Here is an 11,703-nt window from a genome sequence, read left to right as displayed (position 1 = left end):
CGTCGTTAAGCGAGCGTTGCGACACGCGATGGATCGATGGCGGTCAACTCGGCCACCAAGGCGTCGATGCGCTGACCGAGCGCGGGCTTGTCCGCGTCCTTGCGGTTGATGCGAATCTTGAGCAGACGCAACATGTGCTGTTTGGTTTCGAACGCCAGCGTTGGCTCCCAGGCGGCAAGCTGGAAACGCTGGGCGACGGTGTCGAGCGTCGAGAGCAGGTGCAGCGCCATGTCCGGCCGGTCGGCGCCTTCGGCGACGCGGGCCATTACGAGTTGCCGCACAAAGCGGTCACGCTGTCCGTCTTGCGCGGGCAGACGCTGCAGCCAGGCGAGCGCCTCGCCAAGGCCTTGCTGCGTCGCCAGTTCGGTGGCCTGGGCTTCCGTTTCCGCCCAGTCGGCATCGGCCGACGAAACCGCCATCGGCGCCACCGCCTCGCCGCGTTCGACGTCGCGCACTGTCGCGTGGCGCGCGATCCATTCGAGCGTGGCATCGTCGGCAAACGGCGCCCCATCGGAGAACGCGAGGTGCTCAAGGCCCGGGAGCCGTTCGAGCATCAGCGCGCAGTCCGTGGCGGCCAGCTCACGCACTTGCGCGTATTCCCCGTCCGCCTGCTCCTGTGCGCTGAACGCGTAGTACTGCAGGTCCAGCCAGAAGTGATTGGCGCCCTCGGCGAAGGCGGACTCGACTGAGTCAAGCAGCTCGAACCACTGCTTTTGCAACATCAGGCGCTTGAGATGCGATCGTAGTTCGGTGCGCGGCGCGACGAGCCGGGTCTTGCCGCCAATTTCATGGGGCGGCACTTCCGTCAGCGTATCCCAACGAACGCAGCGCATCAGGCGATAGGCTGCCAGATAACCCTGCGGCTGGTTGCGCAGGAACTGCGCCATCTGGCGCGCACGTTCGAGCAGTTCACGCGTGGACGAGACTTCGGCAAGTACCGGCAGCGCGGCCACGATGGGCGCCGAGCTCGACAGGACTTCATGATTCGCACTGTCGGGCGGCAGCGGTGTTTCCAGGCGGCCTTCGAAGCGGCCAAACAGCGAATCGAGGTCTGGACGCGCGGCCTCGGGCCATTGCGCGGTGCGCTCGGCGATCAGCGCAAGCGCCGAGAGCGTGCGTTCGAGGCGCGTGGCGGAGAGCCCCTGCACGCGATCGAGACGGTCCGCGAACGTGCTGCCGGCGAGCCACTCGAGCGCCGCCTTGCGGGTGCTGGCACGCGCCGGCAGCAAGGTATCGCCGAAGCGGTCAATCAGCGCCGAAAGCAGTTCGAAGCCGGAAGCCACACCTTCTGCGCCGTCGCGACGCATGCGGGCATAAACGTAGTACACGGCAACGCGGACGTCTTTCGCCCGGTGCTTGAGCAACCGTTCCGCTGTGTCGACGATCAGCGTATCGTCAATGTCGGAGAATTTTGCGACCTCGTCCTTGACGGCAAGGAAATCGTCGTCGTAAGCGAGGTCTTCGCCGGCCGGCGTGGCGCTGCCAATCGGCTGCAACCAGTCGTCCCAGCGCGATTGCGCCGAACGAGCCAGATCTGACGGTGTGCGCGCGCCGAACAGCGCGCTCAGAAGTTTGGTGAGTATCACGGTCAATGGTCTCTTTGTGCGGTCCGATTCATGCTGTGCGTCATGCCCCTGGCGTCCTGTCCATGAAGACCCGCTGTGGCAGTACAAAGCCCCTGAGCGCCAGCAGGTCCAGCGGCCCGCGGCCGACATCGGTGCGCATCAGGTAGCGCAACGGATACGTCAGCGTCTCGGGCGCCGGGGCGCGAGGACCTTGCGCCACCAGACGGTCGGCATCTTCGGCGGCGTCCCCGGCAGCGTCATCGTCCTGGGTCCGCGCCGCCGTGTCTGAGCGCGTCAACGCGTTCGTCTGCGGGACGCCCTGCCACGTCAGTTGATACGTTGCGTTGTCGAGCGGCTCGACCCTGGCCTGCTCGAGCATTCGCACCAGCCCCCAGCGCCCGCCAAACGCGTGGCGCTGCGTCGTCCCCGCCGTCTCGGTCTGCCATGTCAGCCCCGTGCCGAGGTGCTGCGAGTCGCCCGACGGCCATGTCAGTGCCTGCCAGCTTTCCTGCTGGTTGTAGTAGTGCAGGCGCTGCCCGTCGAGCGTGAACACGGTATCCGTTACGCCGGGTGTCGGCACCGGCTTCAAATCGAAGCGGTACTGCGGCTCGCCCTGCGCCAGCAGGTGCACGGCGATGCGCTGCAAGGTATTGACCGCCGCGAGGAACGCCGGATCGAACGGCAACGTCCTGCCCCCCGTGGATGCCGGCACCCACTGGTCGCCCTGCAACTCCAGCACGCCCGCGAGTTGCGCGCCGAGAAACGATGCGATCAGTCCCCCCTGCGGGCGCAGGAAGCGGGCAAGTTCCGGCAGTGACGCGTCGTTGTCGGTGTCGGCGAACGGATAGCGGCCGGCAAACGAGCGGTCCCACGTCGCCACGATGGTCTGCCGCCACGCCTCGTTGAAGCTCGCCTGCGCAGGCCGCAACACCGTCTGCGTGGCCTGCGCGACAGGCCGCACGAACAGCGCGTCGCCCATGCCCGCCCATTGCTCGCCCAAGCTCGCCGCCAGCAGCGCCGCGTAGGCCTGCGTGTCGGCCAGGGGCGAACTGCCGCCCTGGAACAACGATTGCGCGGCCTGCCTTGCCTGGGCATCGGCGTCGGGACTGTCGCTGATCTGTTGCAGCCTCAGCCGCAGCGCCGTGACGCGCTCCATGAAGCGCTGCAGGCTCAGCTCGCCATTGGCGGGGGCGTTCGCGTCGCCCTGCGCCACCAGGCGCAGCACCGGGCCGAACGAGGCGCCCAGCGGGCCTGCGGGATCGGGTTTCGCCATCTGCGGCGCCTCGATCTTGCTGCCCAGCATGTTCTGCGCCTTCGTCACCAGCGTGTCCGATAGCGAGGCCGTCAACGCCCCCGCCCCGCCCTGGTATTCGAGCGACTTCATCAGCGCGATCACCGGCGACTGGCGTGCGTCGGCCATCAGTTTGAGTTGTTCGATCGCGGCAGGCAGCGTCGGCGCCGGCGCCCATTGCAGGGTGTTCATGAACTGCTGCCAGTAGCCCGCGTAGTCGGCGAAGTAGCGGCTGCGCAAGGCCGCCTTGCGCGCGTCGACCGAGAGCGCAGGCGCCTGCGGCCGAGCGGCCTGAACGCCTGCCAGCACCCAGTCGCCCGCGACTTCGCCGCGCTTGGCGGCCGCGTCGATCGCGGCTTCGACGCTCCCGGCATAGGCCTGGCGCGTGAAGGCGCCCGGCACGATGGCCGAGGCGCGCAGCAGGCCGCGCGTATCGGTGCCGGAGGTCAGCGATGCCAGGCTCTGGTCCGGGTATTTGTTGCCCAGCGCATCGAGAATGCCCTGATAGATGGTGTCTTCGGAGTTCTTCACGCCGATGGCGGCCAGCAGCGTCTGGCGCGATGCGCTCACCAGTTCCGCATGCGGCGCGATGCGCCAGTCTTCATGGGCCGGCAGATGCCGTGCGTAGAAGCCGAGCAGGCGCTCGGCCAGGTCGAGCGTCTCGCCCGTGGGCATGTCCGCGTCGGCGCGCCAGTAGCGGGCCAGCAACGGGGTCATGAATGCGGCGTCGGCACGGCCCGGCTCGGCCAGCATCAGGTAGGTCTTGAGCGCCTTGTGGCCGTCGAGGGCGAGGTCGATGGCCGGGTTGTCGTGCTCGGTGGTCTGCATCTGGCTCAGGTCGGCAAGTTCGGCTTCGAGGCTCTGCTTGACCGGTGTGACCAGCACGCGTTGGCTCGCCTGCGCGTACGGGCGCCACAGGGCGGCGAGTACGTCGGCGTCGCGGTTCAGGCCGAAGCGGGTGTGAAGTGGTGCGCGGTCGCGCGTGCGCTCGTCGTAAAGGTCGATACGTTGCTGCAGCGCGAGCAGGGCGCGCAAGCGTGTCGCGGCATCGGGCGCGCTGGCCAGCGCCCGGACGGCTTGTTCGCTGAGGTGCAGCTCGCGCGCGTTCGACAGCCCCGAGACCAGCATGCCGGCGCTCCACAGGCCGAGCGCGCACAGGGCCACGGTCGAGAATACGGTGACCGGATGCCAGCCGATGCGTCGGCCCGGTGCACGGCGCGCCACACGGCCGATGTGTTGCCAAAGCGGCAGATCGGCACTGTCGGGGGCAAAGGCGCCGGCGTTGGACGCGGCGTCGGACGCGGCGTCGGCGGGGGCGGAATCTGCAACGGCGCCGGCTTCGCTCGGGTACGGCGCAAAATACACGCCGCGCACGGACTGCCGGCGCACGCTCGCGGGCGAGCCGGCGATCCAGCTGGCCAGCGGTGCGCAGCGTGTGTCCAGGCGCTCCGACAGTTCCGCCGCATAGCGGTCAAGGCCGTTGCGGACCAGTTGTGCGACGCCGCGATCGGCGAGTTGGGCCCGCACGCTCAGCAACGCGGCTTCGATCGCGGGGGCATCGGCCTGGCGAGGGAATTCGCAGCCGATCACCGGCGTGGCGCCCTGCGCGACGTCATCGGTTTGCGCGACGTCGAGCAGGTAGACCGGTGCGGCCCAGTGCAGCGCCTCGGCGATGGCCGCGAGGTTGGCGTGGTGCGCATCGGCGCCGCGCTGGCGGCCAGACAGGTCCTGGGTGCCGTCAAGTGCCAGCACCACCGCATCGACCGGACGGCCACGGCGCAGCTGGTAGAGCTGTTTGAGCCAGTTGGCATCCGGTCGGCCGTCCGCGCCGTTTTTACTCCACAGCAGCACCGCGTCTGGCGTGACCAGCCAGCCCTGGTCGGCGAAGTCGGACATCAAGCGCGCGATCACCGCATCGTCGCCGGTGAGCAGCAGCCAGGGTTGGCGATAGCGCCAGCGCAGGCCGTGACGGACTCGCAATTCATCACGCAATCGCAACAAGGCGGCTGACGTACCCTTCTCGAGTGCCTTCACATGTTCGGGGACCAACAGCGCTTGCGTCGTTCCCGTGAGGCGCGCGGGATTCCAGTGCAACAATTTCGTCAAACGCCGCGAAGCATCCGCCTCCTCGCGCCTCGGTTCGAAGCCGAAATAGAGTGCCATCGCAACAAGAAAGGCGCAAAGCGCGACGATCGCCAAGGTCTTCTTCGTTTCAGTATCGAGCCAGAAGAGGTCTCCCTTGAACCAGACCAGCGCGCCAACCGCAATCGCGACAAGCAGATACGAAAATACGTCGATACGGAATTTAGTCATTTTTCGGAACGTCTTGTTGCGTGTGTTGCTCTGCTGGCGCGAGAACGGCCAGCAGGACCTGCGCCTCGTCCTGGACGCCCACGATGTACGGCGCATTGGACGCAATGGCCCGATCGAGTGCGAGTGCTGATGCGAGCCAAGGCGCCGTTGGCCCCGTTTGGCCAACGAGTGTTTCGAGCGCGAAATCCGATGACGCGGAACCAGCGGCCGAACGGCCCGCTGCCGTTAGCGCAATTTGCATCTGGGCTGCGTTGCCTTCATCGAACCCGGTCTGTATCGTTCCGCCGACGGCTCCGCCCGTCGTTCGTCCCCACTTCAATGCATAGTGCATGGCGCCTTCCGGCGGGTTGGAGGTATTGGACTGCGGGCGGTGCAGCCAGCCGGCCACGGAAAGCTTTTCCTTGTGCGCGAGTTCCGCCGGACAAAGCATGAACATGCACGCCGCCTCAGCACTACCGGGCTCAGGATCCTTCGTATAAAGGTGACTGAGATTTGCGCTGATAAGTAATGTCACAACGTCGCGAAGCGCGGGGTCGGTACGGTCGAGCATCGTATCGACGAGCCACAGGCCGCCGTTCGGCTCGATCACCGGTTTTTCGCTCAGGCGCGAAGGGCGAACCGATTCTGGCAAACCGTCCCAAACCGCCAGGATGGTTTCGCTGGAAAGATCGAAGCCGGTAATATCCAGGTGGACCCGAATCGGAATCCGCATTGGGACCGAGTCCAGAACATCCGCAATTTGGGGAGCAAATGAGCGCAAGATCCATTTGAGTACGGCACCTTGCCGCTCCTTATCGTTAAACATCAACGCCGCCGAAGCGGGTTCAAGGCAGCTCGCGACGATCATTTCGCGCGACGCCTTCGCGGGCCGGGTCGGCAGACTGGCACTTCGCGCCACGATTGCGTCGAAGGTGTTTTCCTTCTCGTCGACGTGAAGACGGTATTGAGCCGAGAGAACGGCCAGCGGCACGCTCGCCACGTCGAACACCATGTCGATGTACACCTTGCGGAGCCGGTTATCCGATTGCGCCCGGCTCCGCCACTTGTAAAAATGCGAGAAACGCCGCAGAACAAGCGCGCCAGACAGGCACACAGGGATGACGACAACGGTGAACCAGAACCACGACGTCTGCGTCTTCGCGTTGCGTGGCCATGTCCAGAGCGCAAACGCAATACCGGCGAGCGTCAGCACGACGAAAACGATCGACCAGACAAATGGCGACGGCCCCTTGTGTGACACCGGCGTCTCGGCTGGCAACAGCGAAAAATCAACAGCCATCACGGAAACCTAGCGCGACCCGCTATTCGGCAACGACGAAATCAATGCGCACCCGCACTCACAAAGATGACCGTCTTCAGCCACTTCGAGGTTACCGTCACGAATGTTCGGATTGCCTTGCGCAATGCGATTGAGACCGTGTACGTCGCAGCGCACCGGGTCAGTGCGCCGCGCCAGCGCCCGGCCCATGAAATCACGCTTGCCGCCGTGCAGCACCTCACCGCCGCGACTCAAACGATCACCCGCTCGTATTACGCCTGCCATTGACTTTTCTCCCATGCTGAATTCAACCGTCCATTGCCGACCGGAACTGCGTTCAAAACCCACCAAGCGCGCCTGGTTTTGCCATTCTTTTTGAAAATTCATCCACGCGCTGCGCGCTACGCTGGTCTTGCGCGCGCTGCTTGGCTTCCTCGTCGAAATCGCTTGTTCCGAGCGTGTCCGTCTCACGTGTGCGGAAGTACAGGTTCGACGAAAGAACGTGGTCGTGCCAACTTGTCAGCATCGTGTCGTGCACCAGCAGGTCGAACAGCGCCATGACTTCCGGGGGAAGCGGATTTCGGCCGCTCGCGCCGTCCTGCCATGCCCGCACGAGGGCAAGCGTTTCAGGAGCCAGCATGACCGACTCAATCAATTGCGCGCTGTGCTCCATATCTGCGTCGTAGGGGAGTTCGACGTTCCGGTCCAGCGCCCGAATGCGGTGCGCTGACTCTTTTCGTGCGTCATGCATCGACTGGCGCTGAATCAGCACCTCCGCTTCGCGGCCGATGCGCTCCCACACACCCACCACTGAATTCGACAGCGCCGACGCCGTGCTGCGCAACGACGCTCGCTCGGCGTCCTGTGCCGCCTGCATCCGCGCGAGCGCTTGTCCCAGCGCTTGCCGATCGATCGGCCTGCGCGCGCGCGCGGCCCGGTACTCCTCCACCGCATTGGTACGTTGCTGCACGAGTGCACGATGGGCGCGCTTCACGTCTTCGGTCGCGTCGTTCAAGGATGCGCGGAACGCCGGCGTCTGATATCGCGTGGCCTGCCAGCGCAGAAACACCTGCATGTGTGCGTGGAAGTTGAGCCCTTTCTCACGCGGCACAAAAGCGCGGTACGCGCCGATCAGATCGGGGATCTTGTAGCTGGCCTGGCCGACGGTGATGGGCTGTGCGAGGGTGAATTTGTCGAAGGTGTTGCCCTTGAACTTGAACAGATCCTCCATCATGTCGACCGCCGCCCCTGCCATCAACGCCTCGTTCAGCATGTCGCGCAACGTGACGCGCTGGAGTTCCGCGTGAAAGCCCGTCGATTCTTCTCGCGCACCGCCCGTGATGTCTTCGCTGGACCCCGGATACAGGTACTGATCACCGCGCGTCTTTTCAAGGCTGTCGAGCCGCTGGTAGAAGCGAAGCTCATGCGCTGCCGCGAAATGCACGCATCGGCGCACCGCCTCGGGAACGCCAAGCGGTTGGTCGCCATAGTTCTGCTTGATCATGTTCACGAACGGCACGAAGTCGAGCAGCTTGTTTGCCGCGATCAGCGACGACACTGCATCGAGCAGGCCGACAAACTTGATCTCGATCGCATTGTCCTCAATCGCGAGATCAAGGTCGTCACGCCGTTTGTACTTCCGCACGAGTTCGTTCACGAAAGCCCGGGCGAGTACGCCACCACGATCGGCACCGAACACGGAAACCTCGATGCGTTGAATCTTGTCCATCTGCGACTTCGCATCGCGGTAGGCCGCCTCAAACTGCTTGAGCGCCGCGTAGAGCCGATCCTCGACACCTGTTCCGAACAGCGCGGCGATGGCTGCATTGTCACGTACCTGCGGAACCGCTTCCATTGCGACGCCGACGAACACACCTTTGGCCACGGACCAACCTGCTTTGAGCGGGTTTTTCTTCACGTCGTAAAGTGTCCCCCGACCCGCCGCCTCGAGGCGGCGCCCCCACCGATGGTCCCGCGCGAACGTCAGCACGCGGCCGACCTTGCCAGGAACAGTTTTCGCTTGCGCAACGAGGTCGCCATATACCCTGGAGACGGGTCGCCATGACATTTCGTCGAGCGCCTCCGACGCCGCACGCTTCACGGCTTCGCCGGGCGCCTTTTTCAGATCGAGCAGCTTGTCGGCGCCGACGACCTTCAGCCCCGTGGATTGCGCTGCCCCGACCGCTGACGTGCCGAGCGCCTTTGCGGTCTTGACTGCCGCGGACACAATTTCATTGTTCTCTGCGTCTTTGTTCAGTTCGGTGCCGAGGCCGGAGTAGTAGAAGGGATACCAGAACTGGTTGGGCAGGTCCTTCCGTCGGTCGTCCTTATTGTCTCGATGAGCCTCCCACAGACGGCAAATGTTCGAATAGCGCGATGTCGAAGGGTCATCGAAATCGCGATGGCGACCAAACGCGTCGAAGAAAAACCCCATCTTGATTACCGCACCGCAGGGAATACATTCGTCGTGTTTATAAGGCTTGTGGGTCGTGATCATCCCACTGAGCACCTTCAGCGGCGTCCGATCTACAGTATCGAGTGGCGTGGCGTTATTCATGTGCGGCTCCATTCTTTTCGCGTTCGAATTTATTGCGCTTCACCGCATCAACCACCGATGCCGGCAGCTTTTCCATCGCAGCCCCGAACGCACCGGGTATGCCCTTGGTCTCAGCCAGAATCTTCCCGACAGCCGGATGCTCGTCGAACTTCGGATTTAGCAAAGTGAAATAGACGTACTGCTTTAAATCCTCTGTATCCGTAAGGCGATACTTGACCCACGCGCCAGCCGCCAGACGGGCAGTCCGGCGGAACACAACGCTGCCATCTTCTCCGTTGGGGTTGAGAAGCCTTCCGTGATGCGTGCTCAACCAAAACCGCACGTCCGAATAAAAGATGCGCGTGCCTCTCAAATCATTGCGAAACTCGAATTCGACGTGATCGTCGGGGTAGAAGTGCAGACCAAGAACCCGTTCGCCGGCCCCTCCTGTGAGCTTCGTCGGCGGCAGACGTACGTGAGATACCTTGTGGATTTTCTTGATCGGTGCGTACGGATTTTTCATGAATTCATCCTGGTCATAGACATACCAGTCCACCGTGAATTCCGTGCCCTTGAGCGTGTAGCAGCAGCTCAGGCGACCTTCCCCGGACCCCGGCATCAGATCCCCGCCGCCGCCTGCCTTGTTGCCATACTTGTCTGTCACGACAAACCGGCTCAGGTTGTATGGCGTGTAGTTGAAGCCGCTCATGCTCAGCCCGCCATAGGTCGGCTCCGACGAAAACACGTCGCATCCGGCGAGCAGCGCCAACGGCAATAGGAGTACGTAGAGCAACTTTTTCTTCATATTCACGTCACCTGGTTGTCTACGTGATGGATGCCGAGTGCGGGATTCGCCTGAGCGGCTCCTTTCTGGATGCTGTGGAATTTGTTGCGCTTCACCGCATCAACTACCGATGCCGGCAGCTTTTCCATTGCCGCGCCGAAGGCACCGGGTATGCCCTTGGTCTCAGCCAGGATCTTCTCGACCGCCGGATGCTCGTCGAACTTCGGATTTAGCAAAGTGAAATAGACGTACTGCTTTAAATCCTCCGTATCCGTCAGGCGGTATTTGATCCAGCCTTCCGCCGCCAGACGAGCGGTACGGCGGAACACAACGCTGCGATGTTCCCCGTTTGGGTTGAGAAGCTTTCCGTGATGCGTGCTCAACCAAAACCGCACGTCCGAATAAAAGATGCGCGTGCCCCTCAGATCATTGCGAAACTCGAATTCGACGTGATCGTCAGGGTAGAAGTGCAGACCCAGGACCCGTTCGCCGGCGCCACCTGAAACTTTGGTGGGGGGAACGTGGACTTGGGTGGTTTTGTGGATATCTTGAATCCGCTTGTGTGCACGGAGGGACTTTCTCGCCTCGTCAGCGTCGTAGACGTACCAGTCCACCGTAAATTCCGTTCCCTTAAGCTTGTAGCAGCAACTCAGGCTGCCTTCCCCGGACCCCGGCATCAGATCCCCGCCGCCACCTGCCTTGTTGCCATACTTGTCCGTCACGACAAACCGGCTCAGGTTGTATGGCGTGTAGTTGAAGCCGCTCATGCTCAGTCCGCCGTAAGTCGGCTCCGATGAAAAAACGTCGCACCCGGCGAGAAGCGTCAGTGGCAGCAGCAGTATGTAAAGAAGTTTTCTTTTCATATCCGTGTGAGTCGTCGCGTTGCAAGCGTTTCCACAAATTCATCGTTGACCTTGGACAACACGTCAGCAAATGGAATGTCCCCGGACGATGCCAACGTCAGTTGGTGCTGAATCAGCGGATGCTCGTCAAACCGCCGCGCGACCAGCAGGCCCTTGGACACATACTGAAGCATGTCGCCTTCGTCACGAATGCGATAACGTGCCGCACGCTCCATCTGGTCGCGTACTACCTGATACAACGCCTCCGCCGACAGGTGAGCGAGACGCCCCCCCAACAGTTCGCGCAGTTGCAAGGCCAGCTTGTCGGGAATACCCAACGCGAGCAACGCCAAGTGCTGTTCGTTGGTCATCTCCAGGGTTAAAGTGCATTGAGGACGCTGCGGTTCGGCCTCGCGCCAGACACACTCGCCTCCCGTACGTTTGCGGTGCCAGATCTCGAACGCTACCGAGGCGAAACGGTGCTGCTCCTCCGGTGTCCAGACGTCGCGCAGCCACTCCAATATCCTGTTGTCGTAGTAATGCAGGTAAAACGCCCGACGGTCCTCAAGCCTGTATTCGCAGTGCGCACGAAAATGGCGTGTCAATTCCGGCAGCCCATACGACGACCATATCCACGTCACCACGAAGTCGTCCTGCGAGAACTGCCATAGGCGTTCAAGCAATTGCAGGGGAATGTCCGGCACCGACGCGTTTACATCAATCGCGATCAACAACGGCGATATGTCCTTGTGCGCCGACAAATCGGTTTCGTCCCAGAGCGCCTCGAACTGGATTACCTCCAGGCGCGAAAGGGCGTTGCGCAGATCCGACAGCCCGCGAGTGTCGACAAGCGCGTAAAGGCGTGTCGCCGCGTTTACCTCACTCAATCGCACTTGCGTTTCGTGAACGTGCGCGCCGAACCCCTGCCAACAAGCCGCCGCGCCTTCGGCGCCATTCTCATGAATATCGGTCATCGGCATCACCGCCATAACACCGGCGTTTTGAGCATTGCACCACACTGCAAACCGCTACGAAAATTGGCCAGTCCGCACGAATCCATGACATAAGCCGGGGTCAAAACGTAGTGTTCAAATCGCATCGTCGTCCCCCTTGT

At 62.8% G+C, this 11,703-nt stretch carries 8 protein-coding genes; all 8 read right to left on the bottom strand.

The window, feature by feature from the left end; all coding sequences use genetic code 11:
* Nucleotides 1-5: 5 nt before the first annotated feature.
* The 8 genes from tssA to PTE30175_RS04580 all read right to left on the bottom strand — a co-directional run bounded on the left by tssA (nt 6) and on the right by PTE30175_RS04580 (nt 11,563).
* A complete protein-coding gene (gene tssA, locus PTE30175_RS04615) occupies nt 6-1,583 on the bottom strand; it encodes a type VI secretion system protein TssA (protein WP_150696060.1) in 1,578 nt (525 codons plus the stop codon).
* A 43-nt stretch (nt 1,584-1,626) separates the two neighbouring features.
* Nucleotides 1,627-5,169, bottom strand: a complete 3,543-nt coding sequence (locus PTE30175_RS04610; protein WP_150695885.1) for an ImcF-related family protein — start codon at nt 5,167-5,169, stop codon at nt 1,627-1,629.
* Entirely contained in the window at nt 5,162-6,448 is a 1,287-nt protein-coding gene (locus PTE30175_RS04605) for a hypothetical protein (RefSeq protein WP_150695884.1), read from the bottom strand. Before PTE30175_RS04605 ends, PTE30175_RS04610 begins: the two co-directional genes overlap by 8 nt.
* Nucleotides 6,449-6,457: 9 nt before the next feature.
* Nucleotides 6,458-6,637, bottom strand: a complete 180-nt coding sequence (locus tag PTE30175_RS04600; protein WP_263596276.1) for a PAAR domain-containing protein — start codon at nt 6,635-6,637, stop codon at nt 6,458-6,460.
* A 127-nt stretch (nt 6,638-6,764) separates the two neighbouring features.
* The gene (locus PTE30175_RS04595) at nt 6,765-8,984 is read right to left on the bottom strand and encodes a phospholipase effector Tle1 domain-containing protein (protein ID WP_150695882.1); all 2,220 of its coding nucleotides are present in this window, start codon (nt 8,982-8,984) and stop codon (nt 6,765-6,767) included.
* Nucleotides 8,977-9,768, bottom strand: coding sequence for a DUF3304 domain-containing protein (locus PTE30175_RS04590; protein ID WP_150695881.1), 792 nt, complete (start codon nt 9,766-9,768; stop codon nt 8,977-8,979). The genes PTE30175_RS04595 and PTE30175_RS04590 overlap by 8 nt, the downstream gene beginning before the upstream one ends.
* Nucleotides 9,769-9,770: 2 nt before the next feature.
* The gene (locus tag PTE30175_RS04585) at nt 9,771-10,610 is read right to left on the bottom strand and encodes a DUF3304 domain-containing protein (protein WP_150695880.1); all 840 of its coding nucleotides are present in this window, start codon (nt 10,608-10,610) and stop codon (nt 9,771-9,773) included.
* The gene (locus tag PTE30175_RS04580) at nt 10,607-11,563 is read right to left on the bottom strand and encodes a DUF4123 domain-containing protein (protein WP_191628835.1); all 957 of its coding nucleotides are present in this window, start codon (nt 11,561-11,563) and stop codon (nt 10,607-10,609) included. Before PTE30175_RS04580 ends, PTE30175_RS04585 begins: the two co-directional genes overlap by 4 nt.
* Nucleotides 11,564-11,703: the final 140 nt, after the last annotated feature.

This window comes from Pandoraea terrae (assembly GCF_902459695.1).
In the GTDB taxonomy this organism is placed as follows: domain Bacteria; phylum Pseudomonadota; class Gammaproteobacteria; order Burkholderiales; family Burkholderiaceae; genus Pandoraea; species Pandoraea terrae.
The sequence above is the reverse complement of the archived record's forward strand: the minus strand, read 5'-3'. Positions and strand labels throughout refer to the sequence as shown.

Coding starts and splice junctions, on each gene's coding strand:
- PTE30175_RS04610 (WP_150695885.1), bottom strand. CDS start 5,169: ATGACTAAATTCCGTATCGACGTATTTTCGTATCTGCTTGTCGCGATT.
- PTE30175_RS04605 (WP_150695884.1), bottom strand. CDS start 6,448: ATGGCTGTTGATTTTTCGCTGTTGCCAGCCGAGACGCCGGTGTCACAC.
- PTE30175_RS04600 (WP_263596276.1), bottom strand. CDS start 6,637: ATGGGCCGGGCGCTGGCGCGGCGCACTGACCCGGTGCGCTGCGACGTA.
- PTE30175_RS04595 (WP_150695882.1), bottom strand. CDS start 8,984: ATGAATAACGCCACGCCACTCGATACTGTAGATCGGACGCCGCTGAAG.
- PTE30175_RS04590 (WP_150695881.1), bottom strand. CDS start 9,768: ATGAAGAAAAAGTTGCTCTACGTACTCCTATTGCCGTTGGCGCTGCTC.
- PTE30175_RS04585 (WP_150695880.1), bottom strand. CDS start 10,610: ATGAAAAGAAAACTTCTTTACATACTGCTGCTGCCACTGACGCTTCTC.
- PTE30175_RS04580 (WP_191628835.1), bottom strand. CDS start 11,563: ATGACCGATATTCATGAGAATGGCGCCGAAGGCGCGGCGGCTTGTTGG.